This window comes from Streptomyces sp. Z423-1, assembly GCF_013009255.1.
Taxonomy (GTDB): domain Bacteria; phylum Actinomycetota; class Actinomycetes; order Streptomycetales; family Streptomycetaceae; genus Streptomyces; species Streptomyces gossypiisoli.
Genome location: NZ_CP053109.1, coordinates 3957310 through 3981788, shown reverse-complemented (window position 1 = coordinate 3981788; position 24479 = coordinate 3957310). Strand labels below are relative to the sequence as shown.

General features: G+C 72.3%; 18 protein-coding genes and 1 pseudogene. 17 read left to right on the top strand and 2 right to left on the bottom strand.

Annotation, left to right across the window (positions count from 1 at the left end; translation table 11 throughout):
• Nucleotides 1–13 precede the first annotated feature (13 nt).
• Complete coding sequence (locus HJD23_RS17795; protein WP_171109656.1) at nucleotides 14–847, bottom strand: HAD family hydrolase; 834 nt, start codon at nucleotides 845–847, stop codon at nucleotides 14–16.
• 591 nt (nucleotides 848–1438) lie between these two features.
• Here HJD23_RS17795 and ssd point away from each other — a divergent pair.
• The 7 genes and pseudogenes from ssd to HJD23_RS17760 all read left to right on the top strand — a co-directional run.
• Nucleotides 1439–2542: a septum site-determining protein Ssd gene (gene ssd, locus HJD23_RS17790; RefSeq protein ID WP_171109657.1), complete on the top strand. Its 1104-nt coding sequence runs from the start codon at nucleotides 1439–1441 to the stop codon at nucleotides 2540–2542.
• Nucleotides 2539–3762 carry a TadA family conjugal transfer-associated ATPase gene (locus tag HJD23_RS17785; RefSeq protein WP_171109658.1) on the top strand — a complete coding sequence of 408 codons (1224 nt, stop codon included), beginning with the start codon at nucleotides 2539–2541 and terminating at the stop codon, nucleotides 3760–3762. The genes ssd and HJD23_RS17785 overlap by 4 nt, the downstream gene beginning before the upstream one ends.
• Before the next feature lie 5 nt (nucleotides 3763–3767).
• Nucleotides 3768–4634 (top strand): type II secretion system F family protein, encoded by an 867-nt coding sequence (locus HJD23_RS17780; RefSeq protein ID WP_240980731.1) that lies wholly within the window; start codon nucleotides 3768–3770, stop codon nucleotides 4632–4634.
• Nucleotides 4631–5419 carry a type II secretion system F family protein gene (locus HJD23_RS17775; RefSeq protein ID WP_171109659.1) on the top strand — a complete coding sequence of 263 codons (789 nt, stop codon included), beginning with the start codon at nucleotides 4631–4633 and terminating at the stop codon, nucleotides 5417–5419. The genes HJD23_RS17780 and HJD23_RS17775 overlap by 4 nt, the downstream gene beginning before the upstream one ends.
• Before the next feature lie 140 nt (nucleotides 5420–5559).
• Nucleotides 5560–5769, top strand: a complete 210-nt coding sequence (locus HJD23_RS17770; RefSeq protein WP_171109660.1) for a DUF4244 domain-containing protein — start codon at nucleotides 5560–5562, stop codon at nucleotides 5767–5769.
• Nucleotides 5756–6130, top strand: a complete 375-nt coding sequence (locus tag HJD23_RS17765; protein WP_171109661.1) for a TadE family type IV pilus minor pilin — start codon at nucleotides 5756–5758, stop codon at nucleotides 6128–6130. Before HJD23_RS17770 ends, HJD23_RS17765 begins: the two co-directional genes overlap by 14 nt.
• Nucleotides 6127–6465 (top strand): annotated as a pseudogene (locus tag HJD23_RS17760) (Rv3654c family TadE-like protein); the annotation flags it as partial. The gene HJD23_RS17765 and the pseudogene HJD23_RS17760, both read left to right, overlap by 4 nt.
• Here HJD23_RS17760 and HJD23_RS17755 read toward each other — a convergent pair.
• Nucleotides 6443–9001, bottom strand: coding sequence for a DEAD/DEAH box helicase (locus HJD23_RS17755; RefSeq protein WP_171109662.1), 2559 nt, complete (start codon nucleotides 8999–9001; stop codon nucleotides 6443–6445). The pseudogene HJD23_RS17760 and the gene HJD23_RS17755 sit on opposite strands and share 23 nt — an antisense overlap.
• A 79-nt stretch (nucleotides 9002–9080) precedes the next feature.
• Here HJD23_RS17755 and bldG point away from each other — a divergent pair, with 79 nt between their 5' ends.
• The 10 genes from bldG (at nucleotide 9081) to HJD23_RS17705 (ending at nucleotide 24346) form a co-directional block, all read left to right on the top strand.
• Nucleotides 9081–9422: an anti-sigma factor antagonist BldG gene (gene bldG / locus HJD23_RS17750; RefSeq protein WP_024885807.1), complete on the top strand. Its 342-nt coding sequence runs from the start codon at nucleotides 9081–9083 to the stop codon at nucleotides 9420–9422.
• 110 nt (nucleotides 9423–9532) lie between these two features.
• Nucleotides 9533–9973 carry an ATP-binding protein gene (locus HJD23_RS17745; RefSeq protein ID WP_171109663.1) on the top strand — a complete coding sequence of 147 codons (441 nt, stop codon included), beginning with the start codon at nucleotides 9533–9535 and terminating at the stop codon, nucleotides 9971–9973.
• 340 nt (nucleotides 9974–10313) lie between these two features.
• Nucleotides 10314–12725, top strand: a complete 2412-nt coding sequence (locus HJD23_RS17740; protein WP_171109664.1) for a sodium-translocating pyrophosphatase — start codon at nucleotides 10314–10316, stop codon at nucleotides 12723–12725.
• Between the two features lie 193 nt (nucleotides 12726–12918).
• A complete protein-coding gene (locus tag HJD23_RS17735; protein ID WP_171109665.1) occupies nucleotides 12919–13509 on the top strand; it encodes a small secreted protein in 591 nt (196 codons plus the stop codon).
• Between the two features lie 38 nt (nucleotides 13510–13547).
• Nucleotides 13548–15068, top strand: a complete 1521-nt coding sequence (locus HJD23_RS17730) for a class I SAM-dependent methyltransferase (RefSeq protein WP_171109666.1) — start codon at nucleotides 13548–13550, stop codon at nucleotides 15066–15068.
• A gap of 139 nt (nucleotides 15069–15207) precedes the next feature.
• A complete protein-coding gene (locus HJD23_RS17725; RefSeq protein ID WP_171134040.1) occupies nucleotides 15208–15429 on the top strand; it encodes a hypothetical protein in 222 nt (73 codons plus the stop codon).
• A 789-nt stretch (nucleotides 15430–16218) separates the two neighbouring features.
• Entirely contained in the window at nucleotides 16219–16416 is a 198-nt protein-coding gene (locus tag HJD23_RS17720; RefSeq protein WP_171109667.1) for a hypothetical protein, read from the top strand.
• Between the two features lie 264 nt (nucleotides 16417–16680).
• Nucleotides 16681–19533 carry a type I DNA topoisomerase gene (topA, locus tag HJD23_RS17715; RefSeq protein ID WP_171109668.1) on the top strand — a complete coding sequence of 951 codons (2853 nt, stop codon included), beginning with the start codon at nucleotides 16681–16683 and terminating at the stop codon, nucleotides 19531–19533.
• 209 nt (nucleotides 19534–19742) lie between these two features.
• Nucleotides 19743–22979: a dTMP kinase gene (tmk, locus tag HJD23_RS17710; protein ID WP_171109669.1), complete on the top strand. Its 3237-nt coding sequence runs from the start codon at nucleotides 19743–19745 to the stop codon at nucleotides 22977–22979.
• Nucleotides 22980–23140: 161 nt separating this feature from the next.
• Entirely contained in the window at nucleotides 23141–24346 is a 1206-nt protein-coding gene (locus tag HJD23_RS17705) for a DNA polymerase III subunit delta' (RefSeq protein ID WP_171109670.1), read from the top strand.
• The last annotated feature ends 133 nt before the right edge of the window (nucleotides 24347–24479 follow it).

Sequence of the window (24479 nt, the reverse complement as noted above, 5' to 3'; positions counted from 1 at the left end):
GTGAAGTGGCAGGTCACGCGGTGGCCGTCCGGCGGCGGCTGGCGTACCAGACGAGGCCGGCGGTGGCCGCCGCGGCACCTATGGCGGCCGCCGCGACCAGAGCTGGACGCGGCGGTACGGAGAAGGCGGGCAGTCGCTGCTTGAGTCTGACCGGGCGGTGGAAATCGAGAATCGGCCACCCGCGCGCGAGTGCCTCACGGCGCAGTGCGCGGTCGGGATTCACCGCGTGCGGATTTCCAACCGACTCCAGCATCGGAAGGTCCGTCACCGAGTCGCTGTAGGCGTAGCAGCGTGAAAGGTCGTAGCCCTCGGACTGGGCCAGCTCCCGGATCGCCTCCGCCTTCGTGGGGCCATAGGCGTAGTACTCCACCTCGCCCGTGTAGCAGCCGTCGTCGCCCACGACCATCCGGGTGGCGACCACGCGGTCGGCGCCGAGCAGCTCGCCGATCGGCTCGACCACCTCGGCGCCCGACGTGGACACGATCACCACATCGCGTCCAGCGGTGTGGTGCTCCTCGATCAGGGAGGCGGCCTCGTCATAGATGATGGGGTCGATGATGTCGTGCAGTGTCTCGGCGACGATCTCCTTGACCTGCTGGACGTTCCAGCCCCGCACGAGCCTGGACAGGTACGCGCGCGTGCGTTCCATCTGATCGTGGTCCATGCCGCCCAGGAGGAAGACGAACTGGGCATATGCGGTACGCAAGGCGGCCCGGCGGTTGATCAGGCCGCCCTGATAGAACGACTTGCTGAAGGTGAGCGTGCTCGACTTCGCAATGACCGTCTTGTCCAGGTCAAAGAAGGCCGCTGTGCGGGGCAACGAGTGGTTTTCCACGACCCTGAGCATAGGGGCAGCCCATTCGGCGTAAGGTGGGGCGCGTGGGTTTGCCTGAGAGGGCTCTCGGGTACACCATGGAAGTCACGGATCGTTCGCGACCGTGCTAACCCGGTCCGACTCCTCCCCCCCCGAGTCGGCCGTGGGGACGACCCCCGCTCTCCCCCCCGGCGGGGGTCGTCGCATGTCCGGGTGGGTTTCTCCCTTCTCCGCGCGGCCACGGCGCCGCATCGAGGCGGCTGCGGCCGCCTCTTTCGCATGCCCGCGATCCGTCACTGTGCGTAGTCGTCGGACTGCTCTGCGGAAGTCGCACAGGAGATGGTGCAGGGGTCACCGGTATGGGTGAAGGCGATATTCACAACCACCGAGTTGTCCACAGTTATCGACCAAGATCCACACGATTTTCGGGATCGCTGCACCGTGATTCCTGCGCGGCCCGCTCGCGGCGAGTTCCTGGCCGGTTCCGATTGTCGGGCGCGCATGGCCGGAATCCGTCGGCCGCTCATATGGAGGCCGGTTGCCGGTTCTTCACATGGATGCGAATCGCGGGGCCGCAGGGGCTGCGTGAGCGCAGCGGACAAGCAGCGAAGGGGGAAGCAAACCGTGGCCGGAACCGTCACACACGATCCGCGGTCCGCCGCCGGAGGGCGGCAGAGCCGACCGCTGATCGTCACCGAGGACGCCGAACTGCTCGACGACCTGCTGCGCCTGTGCGCGGCGGCCGGAGCCACACCGGAGGTCCACCCCACCGTGCCGGACCGCAGCGGAGGCTGGGAGGCCGCGCCGCTGGTCCTGGTCGGGGACGACGCCGCGCGACGCGTCCGCGGGGCCGCGCGCAGACGAGGGGTGGTGCTGGTCGGCCGCGACCAGGACGACCCCGGCGTGTGGAAACGCGCCGTCCTGATCGGCGCCGACCACGTCCTGATGCTGCCCGACGGCGAGCAGTGGCTGGTCGACCGGATCGCCGACGTCGCCGAGGGCGTCGGCCGGCCCGCGCTCACCGTCGGTGTGATCGGCGGCCGGGGCGGCGCCGGAGCGTCCACGCTGGCCTGCGCGCTCGCCGTCACCTCCGCGCGGGAGGGCCTGCGGACCCTGCTCGTGGACACCGATCCGCTGGGCGGCGGACTCGACGTTCTCCTCGGCGGCGAAACCGCCGAGGGTCTGCGCTGGCCCGCCTTCGCCGCCTCGCGCGGCCGGGTCGGCAGCGGAGCGCTGGAGGAGTCCCTGCCTCAGCTGCACTCCCTGCGGGTGCTCAGCTGGGACCGCGGCGACTGCGTCGCCATCCCGCCGCAGGCCGTACGGGCGGTGCTGGCCGCGGCCCGGCGCCGGGGCGGCACGGTCGTGGTCGACCTGCCGCGCCGGATCGACGACGGGACCGCCGAGGCCCTCGCCCAGCTCGACATCGGGCTCCTCGTGGTCCCCGCCGAGCTGCGCGCGGTCGCGGCGGCCGGGCGGGTGGCGTCCGCGGCCGGCATGGTCCTGCGCGATCTGCGCGTGGCGGTACGCGGGCCGTACGCGCCCGGCCTCGACGACCGCGAGGTGGCCCGGCTGCTCGGCCTGCCGCTGGCCGGCGAGGTGCCCGTCGAGTCCGGCCTGCTGCGCCTGGCCGAGGGCAAGGCACCGCCCGGCGCGGGCGGGCGCGGTCCACTGGCCCGGTTCTGCAAGGCGTTCTGGGAGCGGGCACTGGTCGAGGCGGGTGCGGCATGAGCACCTTCGCGGAGCCCCTGCTGGACGGCGTGCGGCAGTGGCTGGCCGAGAGCGGCGCCGAGCCCACGCCCGCGCGCGTGGCACAGGCACTGCGGGAGCAGGGCCGGGTGCTGGGTGACGCCGAAGTCCTGGGCGCGGCCCAGCAGCTGCGGTCCGAGCTGGTCGGCAGCGGCCCATTGGAGCCGCTGCTCGCCGACCCGTCGGTGACCGACGTGCTGGTCTCGGCGCCGGACCGGGTGTGGGTGGACCGCGGCGGCGGACTGGAGCCGGCGCCCGTGTCCTTCGCGGACACGGCGGCCGTACGACGTCTTGCGCAGCGCCTGGCCGCGGTGGCCGGGCGGCGCCTGGACGACGCCCGGCCGTGGGTCGACGCCCGGCTGCCGGACGGCACGCGACTGCACGCGGTGCTGCCGCCGGTCGCCGTGGGCTGCACGTGCCTGTCGCTTCGAGTGGTCCGCCCGCGCGCGTTCACCCTCGGAGAACTCGTGGCGGCGGGCACGGTGCCGCCGGGCGGGGACCGGGTGCTGCGGGCGCTGCTTCGGGCGCGGTTGTCCTTCCTGATCAGCGGGGGCACGGGCACCGGCAAGACGACCTTGCTGAGCGCGTTGCTCGGGCTGGTCGGGCCGGACGAGCGGATCGTGCTCGCCGAGGACTCGGCGGAGCTGCGCCCCGACCATCCGCACGTCGTGCGCCTGGAGACCCGGCCCGCCAACCAGGAGGGCGCCGGGCTCGTGACGCTGGAGGACCTGGTCCGGCAGGCGTTGCGGATGCGGCCCGACCGGCTGGTGGTCGGTGAGGTGCGCGGGGCCGAAGTAGTGCATTTGCTGGCCGCGTTGAACACCGGCCACGAGGGCGGCTGCGGGACCGTCCACGCCAACGCCGCCGCGGACGTCCCCGCTCGCCTGGAGGCCCTCGGCACGGCGGCCGGGCTCGACCGGGCCGCCCTGCACAGCCAGTTGGCGGCGGCGCTGTCGGTCGTCCTGCACCTCGTGCGGGACCGGAACGGGCGGCGGCGGATCGCGGAGGTGCATGTGCTGGAGCGGGATGCCTCGGGGCTGGTGCGGACGGTGCCGGCCCTGCGGTGGGACACGGAGGCGTTTGCGCGGGAGCGGGGGTGGGGGCGGTTGAGGGGGCTGCTCTGTGGTGGCGGCGGGACCGGGACGGGGCTCACGGAGGACGGGCGAGAACTGCTGCACGACAGGACCGAGGGGGAGTGGTGAGCGGCATGGGTGAGACGGTGATGAGCGCGGCCCTGGTGTGTGCCGGGGCGGCCGCGTGGCTGATGGGCGGGTGGCACTCGGGTGCGCGGCGGGCGCACCTGTTGCTGGCCGGAGGCGGCGTGGTGGGCAGTGGGCCTCCCCCGTGGCGGCGGTGGGCCGGTTGGTTGCGGTCGATCCGTGGGCGGCTGCGGGTTGAGTGGTGGGCGCCGGTCGCCGGGCTGGTGCTCGGGGTGCTGGGGTCGTCGGTGCTGCCGGTCGTCGCGGGGGCGGCCGGGGTTCCGGTGCTGCGGCGGGTGCGGCTGGCCGGGGAGGCACGGCGGGCGCGGGAGCGGCGCGGCGACGCGGTGATCGCGCTGTGCTCGGCGCTGGCCGGAGAGGTGCGAGCCGGACGGCAGCCGGGCGAGGCCCTGCTGCGGGCCGCGCGTGACTCCGCAGGGCTCGGTGCGGCGCAGGAGCAGGCACCGGTGCTGGCGGCGGCGCGGTTCGGCGGGGATGTGCCGGGGGCTCTCGCGGTGGCGGCACGGCAGCCGGGGGCCGACGGGCTGCTGGGGCTCGCCGCGTGCTGGCGCGTCGCGGTCGACCGGGGCGCGGGTCTCGCGGCCGGGCTCGACCGGCTGGAGGCCGCCCTGCGGGCTGAACGGGACCAGCGTGCGGAGTTCCGGGCCCAGTTGGCCGGTTCTCGCGCCACGGCCGTGATGCTCGCTGCGCTGCCGGCCCTCGGCATCCTCCTCGGCGCCGCGCTCGGCGCCGACCCGCTGCGCGTGCTGCTGCACACCGGCGCGGGGCTGGGCTGCCTGCTGGTGGGCGGGGTGCTGGAGGGCCTGGGGCTGTGGTGGGCACTGCGGATCGTGAGGGGAGCCGAGGCGGCATGAGCGCGCAGGTTGTCCACAGGCTGGGGGCGGCCTTGGGGGCCGTGCTCGCCCTGGCGTGGGTCGTGCGCTGGGCGATTGGCGTACGGCGGGAACGCCGGATGCGGAGGCGGCTGGCCGAGCTGCTGGGCCGGGAAGCCGATGACCGGCGGCCGAGCGTCGGGGTCGCGGGTGTCGTACGGCGGTGGTGGCCGACGGTCGCCGTGGTCGGCGCCCAGTGGGTGCTGGTCGGCGGGGGCGTGGGTATCGCCGTGGGGCTGGTCGCGGCGGTCGGGGTGTGGCGGTGGCGTCAGCGGCAGACGGCGGCGGTGGCCGAGGGTGAGGCCTTCGACCCGTGCGAGGCGGCCCGGCAACTCCCGCTCGCCGCCGATCTGGTGGCCGCCTGCATCGCGGCCGGCGCCGGTCCGGTGATCGCCGCGCAGGCCGTGGGCGAGGCGCTCGATGGCCCCGTCGGACAGGCGCTGGCGCGCGGGGCGGCGGAAGTACGGCTCGGCGGTCAACCGGCGGAGGCCTGGCGCGGGTTGGCCGCGACACCGGGCGCCGACGCCCTGGCACGGCTGCTGGAACGGGCCGACGTGTCCGGGCTCCCCGCGGCCGTACCGGTCGCGCGCATCGCCGCGGACGCCCGCGCCGACTGGGCCCGCAGCGCGACGGCACGGGCCCGGCGAGCGGCGGTGATGGTCACCGCGCCGGTGGGGCTGTGCTTCCTGCCCGCCTTCATCGCGGTCGGGGTGCTGCCCGTGGTGATCGGTCTGGCGGGTGGGGTGTTGGGAGGGGGTGGCGGATGACGGGTGGGTGAGGACGCGCCGCGCGCAGGAGAGCAACTGGCGTATGGCGAACGGTCTTTGAAGAACGGCTTCTGATCGACAAACAGCGTTGATCAAGGAACAGCTCCTGATCAACGGGACGGAACCTCACGGGGGTTGAGATGTGCAAGGCGGTACGGGCACGCGCGCGTGCTCTGGTGTGGCGGATGCGCGGTATGCGGAAGGAGGCCGGGATGGTCACCTCCGAGTACGCGGTGGGGATCGTCGCGGCGGCGGCCTTCGCGGTGCTGCTCTACAAGGTCGTGACGAGCGGGCAGGTCAGCGCGGAGCTGCAGAGCATCGTCAAGGAGGCCCTCAATGCGCGGATGTAAGTGGCGAGGGCGGGGCTCGGATGAGGGGTTCGTGACGGCGGAGACGGCGTTGGTGCTGCCCGTGCTGGTGATGTTCGCGATGGGGCTGGTCTGGGGGCTGCTCGTGGCGGCCGCGCAGATCCAGTGCGTGGACGCGGCCCGGACGGGCGCCCGCGCGGCGGCCCGGCAGGACCCGCACGACGCGGTCGCCGAGCTGACCCGCGAGGTGGCCCCACGCGGGGCGAAGGTCACCATCAGCCGGGAGGGCGACCGGGTCCGGGTTGTGGTCGTGGCCAAGGCGCCGGGGTTGGGGCGGCTGTCGTACGAGCTGCGGGAGGAGGCCGTCGCGGTCGCTGAGGAGTCAGTGGGGGTGGGCGGATGAGGGGCGGTGACCGGGACCGGGACCGGGGGTCCGCCACCGTCTGGAGCGTCGGTGTGATCGCCGTCCTGTGTGCCGTGTTCGGCGTCCTGCTCGTCCTGGGGCAGGCCGCCGTGACCCGGCACCGCGCAGCCGGCGCCGCGGACCTCGCGGCCCTCGCGGCGGCGGATCACTGGGCCGAGGGGTCCGAGGCGGCCTGCGCCCGGGCGGAACGGGTGGCACGGGCCCAGGACACGCGGCTGGTGCGGTGCGCGATGGTGGGCGAGACCTCGGACGTCACAGCGGCGTCGAGATCCGGGCCGTTCACGGTGGAGGTCAGGGCACGGGCGGGCCCTGCGGAGGCGGTGGCGCCGGTTCCTGCCGCGGGCCCTTCGGTTCCGTTGACGCCGGTTCCTCCCGCGGCCCCTCCGGCCCCGTCGGCTTCTCCTCCGGCGCCTCCCGCAACAGCACCGTGAGGAGCCGCACAGCCCCCCGTTTGTGCAGCGGATCGTTGCCGTTGCCGCACTTGGGGGACTGGATGCAGGACGGGCAGCCGCTGTCGCACTCGCAGGAGGCGATGGCCTCGCGGGTGGCGGTGAGCCAGGCCCGGGCGGTGTGGAAGGCGCGTTCCGCGAAGCCCGCGCCGCCGGGGTGGCCGTCGTAGACGAAGACCGTCGGGAGCAGGGTGTCGGGGTGCAGCGGGATCGACACGCCGCCGATGTCCCAGCGGTCGCAGGTCGCGAAGAGGGGCAGCATGCCGATCGACGCGTGCTCGGCGGCGTGCAGGGCGCCGCCGAGGATCTCCGGGCTGATGCGGGCCTCGTCCAGTTGGTCCTCGGTCACCGTCCACCACACCGCGCGCGTGCGGAGCGTTCGAGGAGGGAGGTCGAGTTTGGTCTCACCCATCACCTCGCCGGTGATGAGGCGGCGGCGCAGGAAGGAGACGACCTGGTTGGTGACCTCGACGGAGCCGTAGCAGAGGCGGCCCCGGCCCCAGGGCACTTCGACGTCCGTGTCCAGGACGGAGATCGTCGTCGTGTCGCGGGCGACCGTGGAGTACGGCGGGCTCGCCTCCTCGACCAGGGCGACCGCGTCGTCCAGGTCGAGGGAGCGCACGAGGTAGGTGCGGCCCTGGTGGAGGTGGACCGCGCCCTCGTGGACGCTCGTGTGCGCGGCGCCCGCGTCGACCGTGCCCAGCAGACGGCCGGTGCCCGCCTCGACGATCTGGACCGGCCTGCCGCCCGCGCCCCGGATGTCGGCCAGGTCGGCGGCCCGCTCCCGGCGCGTCCAGTGCCAGGCCTTCGTACGGCGGCGCAGCAGCTTCGCGGCCTCCAGCTGTGGCAGCAGTTCCGCGCAGGCCGGGCCGAACAGCTCCAGGTCGTCCTCGACCAGCGGAAGCTCCTCGGCCGCCGCGCACAGGTGGGGCGCGAGGACGTACGGATTGTCGGGGTCGAGGACCGTCGATTCCACCGGTTGGTCGAACAGGGCCTCGGGATGGTGCACCAGGAAGGTGTCCAGCGGGTCGTCGCGGGCCACCAGGACGGCCAGTGCGCCCTGCCCGGAGCGGCCGGCCCGGCCCGCCTGCTGCCACAGGGACGCGCGCGTGCCCGGGTATCCGGAGATCACGACCGCGTCCAGGCCGGAGACGTCGACGCCCAGCTCCAGGGCGGTGGTGGCGGCCAGGGCGAGGAGCTCGCCGGAGTGGAGGGCGCGTTCCAGGGCGCGGCGCTCCTCGGGGAGGTAGCCGCCCCGGTAGGCCGCGACACGCCGGGACAGGGAGCGGTCGATCTCCGCAAGCCGCTCCTGCGCGATCACGGAGATCAGCTCGGCGCCGCGCCGGGAGCGCACGAAGGCGACCGTACGCACGCCCTGGAGGGTGAGGTCGGTGAGCAGGTCGGCGGTCTCGGCGGTGGCGGTACGGCGGACGGGGGCGCCCCGCTCGCCGTGCAGCTCGGTGAGCGGGGGCTCCCAGAGGGCGAAGACCAGCTCCCCGCGCGGGGAGGCGTCGTCGGCGACCTCCACGACCGGGAGGCCGGTGAGGCGGCGGGCGGCCACGGCCGGCTCGGCAGCGGTCGCGGAGGCCAGCAGGAAGACCGGGGAGGAGCCGTAGCGGGCGCACAGGCGGCGCAGGCGGCGCAGCACCTGGGCGACGTGCGAGCCGAAGACGCCGCGGTAGGTGTGGCACTCGTCGATGACGACGTACTTCAGCGCCTTCAGGAAGGAGGCCCAGCGGGGGTGGGACGGCAATATGCCCCGGTGCAGCATGTCGGGGTTGGTCAGGACGTACGTGGCGTACTGGCGGATCCACTCGCGTTCCTCGAACGGAGTGTCGCCGTCGTACACGGCCGGCCGTACCGCCTGGCCCAGAGGACGTGAAAGGTCTTTCACGGCTCGGCACTGGTCCGCCGCGAGGGCTTTGGTGGGGGCCAGGTAGAGGGCGGTGGCGCCGCGGCCGTTCGGGGCTTCGGCGCCGTCCAGGAGCGTGGAGAAGACCGGGACCAGGTACGCCAGGGACTTGCCGGACGCCGTACCGGTGGCGACGACCACCGACTGGCCGTCCAGGGCGTGTTCGGCGGCCCGCGCCTGATGGGTCCAGGGGTGTTCGATGCCCGCGGCCCGCACCGCGGCGATCACCTCGGATCGGATCCGGTGCGGCCAGACTGCATGCCGACCCGCGCGCGGGGGCAAGTGCTCCGTATGAGTGATGCGCGAAGCCCTGTTCGGTCCCGAGGCGAGCCGGTCCAGCACCGTGCCCGGCGCGGGGCGGGATGCGGTGTCCGTCGGGGATCGATCGGATCGGTGATTCTTGGCCATCGGCACCGAGTCTGTCACTGGCGTGACGGACAATGGGTCCAAGGCGTCGTGCACGCCTGCCGGTAAGTGATTGAATGCCATCGCGGCTGGCGAACCGTCCAGGGGGATCTGCCGAGATGTCCCAAGGACGACCGCTCGATAGCAAGGTGCTGGAGGATCCGTGGACCTGTCCCTGTCGACCGAGACCATCGGCGATCGCACGATCGTCAGGGTCGGTGGCGAAATCGACGTATATACCGCGCCCAAGCTGCGCGAGCAGCTGGTCGAGCTGGTGAACGACGGCAGTTTCCACCTCGTCGTCGACATGGAGGGCGTGGACTTCCTCGACTCCACCGGGCTCGGCGTGCTGGTCGGCGGCCTGAAGCGGGTGCGTGCCCATGAGGGCTCGCTGCGCCTGGTGTGCAACCAGGAGCGCATTCTGAAGATCTTCCGCATCACCGGCCTCACCAAGGTGTTCCCCATTCACACCTCGGTCGAGGAAGCGGTGGCGGCCACCGACTGATGACCGGCCCGGGCCGTGGGCCCGGACGGAAGATTCGAAGAGGGGGCCCGGACTTTCGGAAGACGCGGAGGTCCGGCCCCCGAGCACGCCCGTAGCTCCGAGGGGGATGCATGGCCACCGTCGAACTCCGCTTCAGCGCGCTGCCCGAGCACGTCAGGACCGCCCGACTGGTGGCGGCCGCGGTGGCACGCAGGGCCGGGGTGGACGAGGCCGTCCTCGACGAGGTCCGGCTCGCCGTCGGCGAGGCCTGCTCCCGTGCCGTGGGACTGCATCAGATCGGTGGGATCACGGCGCCGGTGAAGGTGGCGCTGATCGAGGAGGAGAAACAGTTCTCCATCGAGGTCGGCGACGAGGCGCCGCACGCCCCGACCGGGGTCCGGACGGCCGGTGAGGCCGCCGAGGACCCCGACGCGGAGGCCGAGGAGGACGAGATGGGCCTCGCGGTCATCAGCGGTCTGGTCGACGACGTCGAGGTCACCGCCGGGGAGCACGGCGGGCTGATCCGTATGACCTGGCCGACCACGCCGCCGCCGACCGCGGTGCTCCCCTGATCGCTTTCCTGATCGTCGTCACTCCACTGGAGTAATCGCTGCGAGGGCCCTGCTGAGCAGGGCCCTCGCTGTTTTGCGCCTGCTGCGGGCCGGAATTCGTGAAGGAATTCACGATCAGCGCTGGATCAATTGGCCGGTCAGCGGCCCCGGTAATTCGATCATGTGTCCACACCTCTGGGGCATTACCGCTTTCGGGTTCGGTGGCTTCCTGCGATCATTTGCGGTGAAGCAGATGATGCATGGGACGACGAATTCCGTTTGCCGCGCTCTGTTTTGATCAGGACCGGCTCCCTACAATCCGTCCACATCTTGAGCTCAGCCCAAGCGTCAAGGAGGACGAATGGCGGGGCTTTCTACCCCTCATCGGTTGGACCATCTGGACCACTCCACAACCTTCGCAGCCGCAGTGCTGACCGACGACAACCGCGTCATGGTGATGGTCATTGCGGCCGTCGCTCTGGCTGCGCTCGTGGTCGCCGGCGTGCTGCTGCGCCAGGTGCTCGCGGCGGGCGAGGGCACCGACAGCATGAAGAAGATCGCGGCGGCCGTCCAGGAAGGCGCGAACGCCTATCTGGCCCGGCAGTTGCGCACGCTCGGCGTATTCGCCGTCGTCGTGTTCTTCCTGCTCATGCTGCTGCCCGCGGACGACTGGAATCAGCGCGCCGGGCGCTCGGTGTTCTTCTTGATCGGCGCGGCGTTCTCGGCGGCCACCGGCTATATCGGCATGTGGCTCGCGGTCCGCAGCAATGTGCGGGTTGCCGCGGCCGCCCGGGAAGCGACTCCTGCCGAGGGTGAGCCGGAAAAGGATCTCACTCTCGTCTCGCACAAAGCCATGAAGATCGCTTTCCGCACGGGCGGCGTCGTCGGCATGTTCACGGTGGGGCTCGGTCTGCTGGGTGCCTCCTGTGTGGTGCTGGTCTACACGGCCGACGCGCCGAAGGTGCTGGAGGGCTTCGGCCTCGGGGCGGCACTCATCGCGATGTTCATGAGGGTGGGCGGCGGCATCTTCACCAAGGCCGCCGACGTCGGCGCCGACCTGGTCGGCAAGGTCGAGCAGGGCATCCCGGAGGACGATCCGCGCAATGCCGCGACCATCGCCGACAACGTGGGCGACAACGTCGGCGACTGCGCGGGCATGGCGGCCGACCTGTTCGAGTCCTACGCCGTGACCCTGGTCGCCGCGCTGATCCTGGGCACCGCGGCCTTCGGCAACTTCGGGCTGGCTTTCCCGCTGCTGGTCCCCGCGATCGGCGTGATCACCGCGATGATCGGCATCTTCGCCGTGGCCCCGCGGCGCGCCGACCGCAGCGGGATGAGCGCGATCAACCGCGGCTTCTTCATCTCCGCGGTGATCTCGCTGGTCCTGGTGGCGATCGCCGCCTTCACCTACCTGCCGTCGTCGTACGCCGAGCTCGACGGCGTCACCGATGCCACGATCCAGGGCAAGGACGGCGACCCGCGGATCCTCGCGCTCGTCGCGGTCGCCATCGGCATCCTCCTCGCCGCCGTGATCCAGCAGCTCACCGGCTACTTCACCGAGACCAACCGGCGCCCGGTGAAGGACATCGGCAAGACCTCGCTCACCGGCCCGGCCACCGTCGTCCTCGCCGGTATCTCCGTCGGTCTCGAATCGGCCGTCTACACCGCTCTGTTGATCGGCCTCGGCGTCTACGGGGCCTTTCTGCTCGGCGGTACGTCGATCATGCTGGCGCTGTTCGCGGTCGCGCTGGCCGGCACCGGTCTGCTCACCACGGTCGGTGTGATCGTCGCCATGGACACCTTCGGGCCGGTCTCCGACAACGCGCAGGGCATCGCCGAGATGTCCGGCGACGTCCAGGGCGCGGGCGCGCAGGTGCTCACCAACCTGGACGCCGTCGGCAACACCACCAAGGCCATCACCAAGGGCATCGCCATCGCCACGGCCGTGCTCGCGGCGTCGGCGCTCTTCGGGTCGTACCGTGACGCGATCACCACCGGCGCACGCGACGTGGGCGAGCGGCTCACCGGCGAGGGCGCGCCGCTGACGTTGGCGATGGACATCTCGCAGCCCAACAACCTCGTCGGCCTCATCGCGGGCGCGGCGGTCGTCTTCCTCTTCTCCGGACTGGCGATCAACGCGGTCTCCCGGTCTGCGGGTTCGGTGGTGTTCGAGGTGCGGCGGCAGTTCCGCGAGCGGCCCGGGATCATGGACTACACCGAGAAACCGGAGTACGGAAAAGTCGTCGACATCTGTACGAGGGACGCGCTCCGGGAGCTGGCCACACCGGGTCTGCTCGCGGTCATGGCGCCGATCTTCATCGGATTCACGCTCGGCGTCGGCGCGCTCGGCGCGTATCTGGCGGGCGCGATCGGGGCCGGCACCCTGATGGCGGTGTTCCTCGCCAACTCCGGCGGCGCCTGGGACAACGCCAAGAAGCTCGTCGAGGACGGTCACCACGGCGGCAAGGGCAGCGAGGCGCACGCCGCGACGGTGATCGGCGACACGGTCGGCGACCCCTTCAAGGACACCGCAGGACCAGCGATCAACCCGCTGCTGAAGGTGATGAACCTGGTCTCGCTGCTCATCGCGCCCGCCGTGATCAAGTTCAGCTACGGCGACGACGCGAATCTCGGTATACGGATCCTGATCGCCGTACTCGCCCTGGTCGTGATCGTCGGGGCGGTGTACGTCTCCAAGCGGCGCGGCATCGCCGTGGGCGACGACGAAGCCGAGCCGAGTTCCAAGTCGGCCGATACGGCGGTGGTTTCGTAGCTCGTCGCACCCGGCTCGGCCCAAGGGGCGGGCGGGGGGCGCGCATTGGCGCGCCGCCCGCCCGCTCCGTTGTGTTCACGCTTGTGCCGTGAGGCTTCTCTCCCCTGGTGCAAATGGCTGCAATGCGGTGAATACCGGACGTTAGTCATACGTTTGTCGTCCGCTTGGCGTGTATGTTCCGGGGCCGAGAGCCATGGAAGGGACCAATCCGGTGAACAAGAAGCTCGCGGTCGCACTGTCCGGCGGTGCGGTACTGGTACTGGCGCTGTCGGGATGCAGCGGCGACGACAGCAACGAGAAGCTGGATGCCTGGGCCAAGCAGGTCTGCGACGCCGTACAACCGCAGGCCAAGAAGATCGCGGCGGCCAATTCCGCGATCCAGAAGGAGACCTCGGACAGCAGCACGCCGGAAGAGGTCCAGACGACCGATGCGCAGGCCTTCCAGGACATGTCCGACGCCTACAAGGCGATCGGCGCCGCCGTGGACAAGGCCGGCGCGCCCGACGTCGAGAACGGCGAGAAGAAGCAGCAGGATGCGGTCAAGGAGCTCAACGGCATCGCCTCCTCCTACGCCTCCCTGAAGAAGCAGGTCGACGACCTCGACACCAAGGACCAGGCGAAGTTCGCGGACGGCCTCAAGGACATCGCCACCGAGCTGGACAAGCTCAGCCAGAGCGGCAGCGACGCGCTGACCGCCCTGGAGGAGGGCGAGGTCGGCCAGGCGATGGCCCGGCAGGAGACCTGCAAGAGCGCGACGTCCACGCCGTCGGCCACCCAGGGCTGACGTTCGCGACGACCGGGCCGCGCGGTCACAATGGGGACGTGAGCAACGCCAGCCTCTCCGCCCTGCCCGCCACCGACCGTCCCGATGTCGCCGCGCGGCTGCGGGACGCCCTCCTGGGGGCCGCCTTCACCGCCGACGGACTGCTCGAACTGCTCGGCGCCCCCGCGTACGCGGCGCTGGCCCGCAGCGAGACCGTTCCGGCGCTCCGGGCGACGCGCGGCGACACGCCGCTGGAGATGCTCGTACGGCTGTTCCTGTTGCAGCAGCCCGTGCCGCACGCGCGCGTAGAGGGCGTTCTGCCCGTCGCCGGGTGCCTGGAGAGCGGGTGGCTGACGCGTGTCGGCGGCGACGAGGTCGCGGCCACCGTTGACGTACGGCCGTACGGCGGACTCGACGGCGAGGACTGGTTCATCGTGTCCGACCTCGGCTGCGCGGTCGGCGGCGCCGGGGGCATCGGGCGCCGGGACGAGGCCGTCGTCCTGGGCGTCGGCGGCGCGTCGACGACCCTCGCCGGCATCACGGTCCGTACGCCCGTCTCCTCGGCCCTCGACCTGGGCACCGGGTCCGGCATCCAGGCACTGCACGCCGCACAGCACGCCACGCGCGTGACGGCGACCGATGTCAACTCGCGCGCGTTGCACATCGCCGCGCTCACCCTCGCGCTGTCCGGCGCGCCGGACGCGGACCTGCGCGAGGGCTCGCTCTTCGAGCCGCTCTCGGACGACGAGAAGTTCGATCTGATCGTGTCGAACCCGCCCTTCGTGATCTCTCCCGGCGCCCGGCTGACGTACCGCGACGGCGGCATGGGCGGGGACGATTTGTGCCGCACGCTCGTTCAAAGGGCGGGGGAGCGGCTGAACGAGGGCGGGTTCGCGCAGTTCCTCGCCAACTGGGAGCACGTGGAGGGGGAGGACTGGCAGGAGCGGCTGCAGTCGTGGGTGCCGCACGGGTGCGACGCGTGGATCGTGCAGCGCGAGGTGCAGGACGTCACGCAGTACGCCGAGCTGTGGCTGCGCGACGCGGGCGACCACCGGGGTGACGTGGCCGAGTACCAGGCGCGGTACGACGCCTGGCTGGACGAGTTCGAGGCGCGCAAGGTGCGGGCGGTCGGGTTCGGGTGGATCACCCTGCGCAAGCGGGGGGCCGCGGTGCCCTCGATCACCGTGGAGGAGTGGCCGCATCCGGTCGAACAACCGCTCGGTGACACGGTCCGGGCGCACTTCGAACGGCTGGACTATCTGCGGTCGCGGGACGACGCGGCCCTGCTGGAGGAGCGCTTCCGGCTGGCCGCCGAGGTGGTGCAGGAGCAGGTCGGGCTGCCCGGGGCGGAGGATCCGGAGCATGTCGTACTGCGGCAGAACCGGGGCATGCGACGGGCCACCAAGGTGGACACGGTGGGCGCGGGGTTCGCAGGGGTGTGCGACGGGTCGCTGACGGCGGGGCGGATCCTGGACGCCATCGCCCAACTGGTGGGTGAGGATCCGGTGTTGCTGCGGGATCGGACGCCGGCGCAGATTCGGTTGCTGGTGGAGCAGGGGTTCTTGGAGCCGGTGGGGTGAGGTGAGGTGAGCGGGGCGTGTGGGGGTGAGAGTGCGCGGGGGGTGAGGTGCTTGCGCGGGGGGCGTGCGCCGGGGTCGGGAGGCTTGTGTGGGGGCGTGCGCTGGGTTCGGGAAGCTTGTTCGGAGGTCCGGCGCCGGGGTGCTGCCCGCGCAGGTGGCCCGCGTCGACCTTGCCGCACTCACCGCCGGGGACCGGATCGGCATCCTCCACAGGGATGTGAAACCGGCCAACATCCTTCTGGCGCCCGGCGCTTCCGGCGAACCGCACGCGCGCGTGCTGCGCGAGTACGCCACCCTGGCGGCCCTGCTCGGCGAGGAGCGGACGCTGCCGGTGCGGGCGGGGAGCCGGCGTCGGCGCTGAAGCGGTTGCTGGTGAAAGACCTCCTGTGCAGGTCTGCGCCGGGAGTGGTGGCGCGCGGGCTGGAGCGGGTGGCGCGGGGAGCCGGGCGAGCCGGGTGGTGGGGCCGTGGGCTTCGGTCCGTCCGCGGGGGCGCCTGGGGGGGTCGGGGTCGGGGTGCCGCTTACGCCAGGGGGCGCTGCGTACGCCTGGGGCTCCTCAAACGCCCGCAGACCCCGGTGGGTGCCTTCTGGCGGCGGCGGTGCGGGAGCCCCGGTGGGCCTGGCGGCGGGGGATCGGCCGCACCTGGGAACGGTGGCCCGGGCGGCGTGGTCATGCCCGGTGGTGCGGCTACGCCCCTGTGTGGGTTGCGCCCCTGTGCGGCTGCGCCCACGTGCGGCTGCGCTCCGTGTAGCTGCGCCCCGGGGTGGGGCTGCCCCGGGGCGCGGAGCCCGACGTGCGGCGTCTGGTCGCCGCCCGCGCCGCAGGGACCGTACGGCTCCGGTCCGGAAAGTCGCCCTCCTCTCATCGGCGACGTCGTGTACAGGGTGAGCCGGACTGACGACGAGACGGCGATGGGGAGCCCGGCGCCGGGTGGGGCCGAGGGGGCCGAATCATGGTCCAAGGGCGGCTCAGGCGGGCCGCTGAAGAAATTTTCGAAAATCCCGGCGCGACGGATCCGGCCCTTGGCTGAAAGTAGACGCACCGCCCCGTCGCCCTCGCGTTCACGTCAAGTTCGCCTCGATGCAGCCCGCGCGTGTCAACCTCCCGTGGAGTGGACACTCGCCGACGGAAAAAGGGACACGGGGAGTCATGGAGAGCGGACCGGCGATCTTCGTGGGAGTGGTGTTCGCCCTGTTCGGAGGCGGCCTGCTGGTGTGGACGGCGACCCGGGTGCGCCGCCGCGAACCCGTCGCCCTCGGTGTGAGCCCCGTCGCATCGGCGACCCTCGCGAGCATCGTCGCAGTGATCGCGCTGACCCTCGGAGCGTGGTGCTTCACCCAGGTCTGACAACCGAGGACGCGTTCCACCTGGGGTAATCGGTGGGACACGCTCCGGATAGACCCGATCGGATCGGTGGACATGCCGGGCGGCAGGAATGGCGGTAGTCGGGTTACCGTTCGAGTGGCCGTTGCGGGCTTTTCCCGTTTGACACGGGGGCGGGATGTACCGTCACACTCCGCAGCGTCACCAGCGAGTGAGCCATGAAAGGTGCCCTGACCCCGGGAGCAAGGCCTGGGGAGGCCCCAGCGTCGACCGGAGAGAAGAGCGAAGTTGTCCCCGACCAGCGAGACCGCACAGGGCGGCCGCCGACTCGTCATCGTCGAGTCGCCTGCCAAGGCGAAGACGATCAAGGGCTACCTCGGCCCCGGCTACGTCGTCGAAGCGAGCGTCGGGCACATCCGCGACCTTCCCAACGGCGCCGCGGAGGTGCCCGAGAAGTACACCGGCGAGGTCCGCCGACTCGGTGTGGACGTCGAACACGACTTCCAGCCGATCTATGTGGTCAACGCCGACAAGAAGGCCCAGGTCAAGAAGCTCAAGGACCTGCTGAAGGACTCCGACGAGCTCTACCTCGCCACTGACGAGGACCGGGAGGGCGAGGCCATCGCCTGGCACCTCCAGGAGGTCCTCAAGCCCAAGGTCCCGGTCAAGCGGATGGTCTTCCACGAGATCACCAAGGCCGCGATCCAGGCCGCCGTGGCCAACCCGCGCCAGCTCAACCAGAAGCTCGTCGACGCCCAGGAGACCCGCCGCATCCTCGACCGCCTCTACGGCTACGAGGTCTCGCCGGTGCTGTGGAAGAAGGTCATGCCGCGGCTGTCGGCGGGCCGCGTCCAGTCCGTCGCCACCCGACTCGTGGTCGAGCGGGAACGCGAGCGCATCGCGTTTCGTTCTGCTGAGTACTGGGACCTGACGGGCACCTTCGCGACCGGCCGCGCGGGGGATCCGTCGGACCCGTCGTCGCTGGTCGCCCGCCTGCAGACCGTCGACGGCAGGCGGGTCGCGCAGGGCCGCGACTTCGACTCCCTGGGACAACTCAAGAGCGCGAACACCCTCCACCTCGACGAGGCGAACGCCCGCGCCCTCGCCGCCGCCCTGGAGGACACCCGGTTCTCCGTCCGGTCGGTCGAGTCCAAGCCGTACCGCCGCTCGCCGTACGCCCCGTTCCGTACGACGACGCTGCAGCAGGAGGCCAGCCGCAAGCTCGGCTTCGGCGCGAAGGCGACCATGCAGATCGCGCAGAAGCTGTACGAGAACGGCTACATCACGTACATGCGTACGGACTCCACGACCCTGAGCGACACGGCGGTCGCCGCCGCCCGAGCCCAGGTCACGCAGCTGTACGGCGCCGACTACCTGCCGGCGCAGCCGCGGACGTACGCCGGGAAGGTCAAGAACGCGCAGGAGGCGCACGAGGCGATCCGCCCCTCGGGTGATCGTTTCCGCACGCCCGCCGAGACGGGTCTGACCGGCGACCAGTTCAGGCTCTACGAGCTGATCTGGAAGCGGACGGTCGCCTCCCAGATGAAGGACGCGACCGGCAACAGCGTGACCGTGAAGATCGGCGGCACCGCGGCCGACGGGCGGGATGTCGAGTTCAGCGCGTCCGGCAAGACGATCACGTTCCACGGCTTCCTGAAGGCGTACGTCGAGGGCGCCGACGACCCGAACGCCGAGCTGGACGACCGCGAGCGCCGGCTGCCGCAGGTCAGCGAGGGCGACCCGCTGACCGCCGAGGAGATCACCGTCGACGGGCACGCCACCAAGCCGCCCGCCCGCTACACCGAGGCATCGCTGGTCAAGGAGCTCGAAGAACGCGAGATCGGCCGCCCGTCGACGTACGCGTCGATCATCGGCACGATCCTCGACCGCGGCTATGTCTTCAAGAAGGGCACGGCACTCGTCCCGTCCTTCCTGAGCTTCGCCGTGGTCAACCTCCTGGAGAAGCACTTCGGGCGGCTCGTCGACTACGACTTCACTGCCAAGATGGAGGACGACCTCGACCGCATCGCGCGCGGTGAGGCGCAGGCCGTGCCGTGGCTGAAGCGGTTCTACTTCGGTGAGGGCACAGGCGAGGGCGGTGCGGCGGACGCCGGCAACGGCGACGGGGACCACCTCGGCGGCCTCAAGGAGCTGGTGACCGACCTGGGCGCGATCGACGCGCGGGAGGTGTCGTCGTTCCCGGTGGGCAACGACATCGTGCTCCGCGTCGGCCGCTACGGCCCGTACATCGAGCGCGGCGAGAAGGACACCGAGCAGCACCAGCGGGCCGACATCCCCTCCGATCTGGCACCGGACGAGCTGACCGTCGAGCTCGCCGAGGAGCTGCTCGCCAAGCCGAGCGGCGACTTCGAACTGGGCACGGACCCGACGACCGGCCACACGATCGTCGCCAAGGACGGCCGCTACGGCCCGTATGTCACCGAGGTGCTGCCCGAGGGCACGCCGAAGACCGGCAAGAACGCCGTGAAGCCGCGTACGGCTTCACTGTTCAAGTCGATGGCGCTGGACACGGTGACGCTGGAGGACGCCCTCAAGCTGATGTCGCTGCCGCGTGTCGTCGGTACGGACGCGGACGGTGTCGAGATCACCGCGCAGAACGGGCGCTACGGGCCGTACCTGAAGAAGGGGACGGACTCGCGGTCCCTGCAGTCCGAGGACCAGATCTTCACGATCACGCTGGAGGAGGCACAGGCGATCTACGCCCAGCCCAAGCAGCGTGGCCGCGCGGCCGCCAAGCCGCCGCTGAAGGAGCTGGGTGAGGACCCGGTCAGCGGCAAGCCGGTGGTCGTCAAGGACGGTCGCTTCGGCCCGTACGTCACCGACGGGGAGACCAACGCGACCCTGCGCTCCGGTGACAGCGTCGAGACGATCACTCCGGAGCGCGGCTTCGAACTGCTCGCCGAGAAGCGTGCGAAGGGGCCGGCCAAGAAGACGGCGAAGAAGGCCGCCGCCAAGAAGGCCCCGGCGAAGAAGGCTCCTGCGAAGAAGGCGACGACCGCGACGAAGACGGCCGCCAAGAAGACCACGGCGGCGAAGAAGACGACGACCGCCAAGAAGACGGCTGCGAAGAAGACGGCCGCGAAGAAGGCGACGGCTTCCAAGACGACGTCGGAGGACTGAGGCCGGAGGGCCGGCGCACCGGGCCGGGCCGGACGGAGCCGTCTCGGTCGGCAAACCGTTTCACGGTCGGCAAACCGTCTCGGTCGGCAACGGCCTTTCCTCCACCGCACGTTCGCGAAACCAACGCCCCGGCATCACATCGGTGCCGGGGCGCGCGGGCGTTCGGGCAGCCGCACTGGAGTGTCGGTGCGGCCCGATAGGCTGAAAGCATGACCCGAGCCGAGCAGCCAACGGCCCATCACCCGGCCCCCGACGACGCCCTGGTCGCGGACTCCCGCGAGCGCGCCGTGCGCGCACTGCTGCGCCGACCGCAGCTGAAGCGGCTGTGGAGCGCGCAGCTCGTCAGCGGCATCGGTGACGTGCTCGCGCTCCTGGTGCTGGTCGTCCTCGTCCTCCAGGCGGCGATCGCCGAGGGGTCGTTCGGCGGTGGGTACCGGGGCGTGGCGTTCGCGGTGGCGACCGTCTTCGGGGTGCGCATCCTCGCGACACTTCTCTTCGGTGCCGTCCTCCTCGGCCCGCTCTCCTCGCTCACCTCGCAGGACGGCCCGCTCGACCGCCGCTGGACCATGGTCGGTGCGGACGGACTGCGGGCCGCGCTGCTGATCGTCGCGCCGCTGTGGATCGACTGGACGCCGGACGACGCGCTCGCCGTGCTGCTGGTGACCGTGTTCGTCACCGGTGTCGCCGAGCGGTTCTGGACGGTGTGCCGCGAGAGCGCCGCGCCCGCGCTGCTGCCCGCGCCACCGCCGGAGGGCGCGACGGTACGGCCGTTGCCGGACCACATGGACGCGCTGCGCCGCCTTTCGCTGCGTACGAGCTTTGTGGCCGTCCCCCTCGCGGGTGCCGCGCTGGTCGTCGCGGGATTGTTCAACAATCTTCTGGGTGCCGGGGTCGACTGGTTCGACCAGCACCAGGCGGCCCTCGCCTCGTATGTCGCGGCGGGCCTGTTCGCCGCGTCCCTGTCCGTGCTGACCTTCCTGGAGGTGCCCGGCACGCGCACCCCGCGCGCGCGGTCGCCGCTGGAGGGGCTGCGCCGTCCCCGGACGGCCGATGGCGGCGACAAGGGCCGTACGGGCGCGATGCCGCTGCTGGTGCTCGCCTGCGCGGCCGTCGCCGCCGCGGTGGCCGCCGTCGTCGCGGTGTCCGTGCTGCACGCCAAGGACCTGGGCGGCGGCCCGGTGACGTACGGGCTGCTGGTGTGCCTGCTCACCGGCGGTGTCGTCGTCGGTATCCGTACGGCACCGAAGGTGCTGGTGTCGCTGTCGCGGCGCCGGCTGCTGGCGCTGGCCATCGCCTTCACCGGCGTCGCGCTGCTGGCCGCCGGGCTCGTCCCGGACGTCGCCACCGTGCTGCTGATCGTCGCGCTGGCCGGTGTCGGCGCGGGTGTGGCCGCCAACACCGGGCACACGCTGCTCGACCAGGAGGCCGAGGACTTCCGGCGGGCCCGCACGACCGAGCACCTGCACGCGGTGGTGCGGGTGTTCGTGGCGCTCGGCGCGCTGATCGCGCCTCTGGTGGCGGCGCTGATCGGGCCGCACCGGCTGGAGAGCGGCAAGTTCGTGTTCGCGCACGGCGGGGCGGCGTTCACGCTGATGCTGGTCGGGGCGCTGCTGCTGCCGGTGGCCGCGCTGGTGCTGGCCAAGCTCGACGACCGCTCCGGGGTGCCGCTGCGCCAGGACGTGCGCCATGCGCTGCTCGGCGGCGACGACCCCGAGCCGACGCCCGCCGCGTCCGGGTTCTTCATCGCCCTGGAGGGCGGCGACGGCGCCGGGAAGTCCACCCAGGCCGAGGCGCTCGCCGAGTGGATCAGGGCCAAGGGCCACGAGGTCGTGCTGACCCGCGAGCCGGGGGCGACGCCGGTGGGCAAGCGGCTGCGGTCGATCCTGCTGGACGTGTCCAGCGCCGGGCTCTCGCACCGCGCGGAGGCGCTGCTGTACGCGGCGGACCGCGCCGAGCACGTGGACACCGTGGTGCGGCCCGCGCTGGAGCGGGGCGCGGTCGTGATCTCCGACCGGTACATCGACTCGTCGGTGGCGTACCAGGGGGCGGGCCGCGACCTGTCCCCGACCGAGATCGCCCGCATCAACCGCTGGGCGACCCACGGTCTCGTCCCGCACCTCACCGTCCTGCTGGACGTCTCGCCGGAGACCGCGCGGGAGCGGTTCACGGAGGCGCCGGACCGGTTGGAGTCGGAGCCGGCCGAGTTCCACGCGCGCGTGCGGTCCGGTTTTCTGACGCTCGCCGCGGCCGACGCCGGACGGTACCTGGTGGTGGACGCCGGGCAGGAGTCCGAGGCCGTCACGACCGTGATCCGGCACCGGCTCGACCAGCTGCTGCCGCTGTCCGAGGCCGAGGTGAAGGCCCAGGAGGAGGCGCGCCGCAAGGCGGAGGAGGAAGCCCGCCGCAAGGCCGAGGAAGAGGCCGCCCGCAAGGCCGAGGAGGAGCGCCTGGAGCGGGAGCGCCAGGAGCAGCTCGCCCGGCTGCGCGCCGAGGAGGAGGAGCGCAAGCGGCGCGAACTGGAGGAGGCGCAGCGGCGCGAGGCCGAACGCCAGGCGGAGGAGGCCCGGCAGCGCGCCGAGGAGGCACGCCGCCGCGCCGAGGAGGAGCGGGCCCGGCTCCTCGCCGAGGAACAGGCGCGAGCCGAGGAGGAAGCCCGCCGCAAGGCCGAGGAGGAGCGGCGTCGCAAGCAGGCCGAGGAGGAGGCCCGGATTCGGGCCGAGGCCGAGGCGCAGCGCCTGGAGAAGCAGCGCAAGGCCGAGGAGGCGCTGCTGCGGGCCGAGGAGGCACGCCGGGCGGCCGAGCAGGCCGCGGCGGCCGCAGCGGCGGGGCCCCGGCAGCCGACGGCTCCGGCGACGCCGACGGTGCCGCCGGACGCGGCGACTGTGCCCACGCCGGTGGTGACGCCGACGAACGCGTCGGGCGGGCCCGTGGAGGACACGGCCGTGCTGCGGCCGGTGCGGCCCGGGGCTGAGGGGCCGGATACGGGTGGGTCGGACGCCGAGGTGACTGCTGAGTTGCCGCAGCCGGGGGTCGCTCCGGGGGCAGGGGACGAGACGGCTGTGCTGCCGCCGGTGGAGCGCCGAGGTGGGGCGGGGGAGCCCTCGGGGGCCGCCGACGAGACCGCCGTACTGCCGCCGGTCGTGCCCGGTGCCGCAGACGAGACCGCGGTGCTGCCTCCCGTGCGGGGTGAGGGCCCTGCGGATCGCGTGCCGCCGGGGTTCTTCCGGGACGAGCGGTCGGGAGCGGGTCCGGACGGGACCGAGGACCGTACGCGGGAGCTGCCGCAGGTCGACGCCGACGGCAGGCCGCAGCGGCGGCAGCGGCCTGACTGGGCCGAGGAGACCCCGCTGGACGATCTGCCGTCGCTGGCGGACGAGCTGCTCGGGCCGCACGAGGACGACTACGACGACGAGCAGGACCAGCGGGGCAAGGGCCGCGGGCGCTGACGTACGCGCGGCGGGGGCGGCGCGGGCGCTGACGTACGCGGGGCGGGGCGAGGCGCGGGCGCTGACGTACGCCTGCGGGCCGGAGCCGGGCGCCCGTTGTCAGTGGTCGCCCGCACAATGGAGGGCGTATCGCGGAGTGTGACGGAAGGGCGGCGTGACCCATGAGCGTGTGGGACGACCTCGTCGGGCAGGAGAGGGTGAGCGAGCAGCTCACCGCCGCCGCCCGGGACGCCGACGCGCTGGTCACCGCGGCCGCGGCCGACGCCCCGCTGCCCGAGGCGTCCAAGATGACGCACGCGTGGCTGTTCACGGGGCCGCCCGGGGCGGGGCGCACGCAGACCGCGCGGGCGTTCGCGGCGGCGCTGCAGTGCGTGAGCCCGGACCGCGCGCTGGGCGGCGCACCGGGGTGCGGGTTCTGCGACGGGTGCCATACGGCCCTGGTCGGTACGCACGCCGACGTCACCACGGTCGTCGCGGTCGGCGCGCAGATCCTCGTGGACGACATGCGGGACACGGTCCGCAAGTCGTTCACCTCGCCGGCGAACGGCCGCTGGCAGATCATCCTGGTCGAGGACGCCGAGCGGCTGAACGAGAAGTCCGCCAACGCCGTCCTCAAGGCGGTCGAGGAGCCCGCCCCGCGTACGGTCTGGCTGCTGTGCGCCCCCTCCATCGAGGACGTCCTGCCCACCATCCGCTCCCGCTGCCGCCACCTGAACCTGCGCACGCCCTCGGTGGAGGCCGTCGCCGACATGCTCGTACGACGCGAGGGCGTCGAACCCGACGTGGCCGCCGCCGCTGCCCGCGCCACGCAGGGGCATGTCGACCACGCCCGCCGCCTGGCCACCGACCCGGCGGCGCGGGCACGCCGGGCGGCCGTGCTGAAGCTGCCGCTGCGCGTCGACGACATCGGCGGCTGCCTCAAGGCCGCGCAGGAGCTGGTCGACGCGGCCGCGGAGGACGCCAAGCAACTCGCCGAGGAGATGGACGCCAAGGAGACCGAGGAGCTGAAGGCGGCGCTGGGTGCGGCTCAGGGGGGCCGGATGCCGCGGGGCACGGCGGGCGTGATGAAGGAGCTGGAGGACAGGCAGAAGCGCCGGCGCACCCGGACGCAGCGCGACAGTCTGGACCTCGCGCTCACCGACCTCACGGCCTTCTACCGCGATGTCCTCACCCTCCAGCTGGGCTCCAGGATCGCGCTGGCCAACACGGACGCCGAGGACGCGCTGGAGCGGCTCGCCCGCGGCAGCGCACCCGAATCCACCCTGCGCCGCATCGAGGCGATCGCCGCGTGCCGGGACGCGCTCGACCGGAATGTGGCGCCGTTGCTTGCCGTGGAGGCGATGACGATGGCACTCAGAGCGGGCTGAGCAGGGGGCCGCGGCCTTCCGGCTGATAACAGGCGGCGGCTGTCACCCCCGTCCCCGGAGACTGACGGTGCCCGTCACCCCGTCCCCCGGAGACTGGCGGTGCCCGTCACCCCGTCCCCCGGAGACTGGCGGT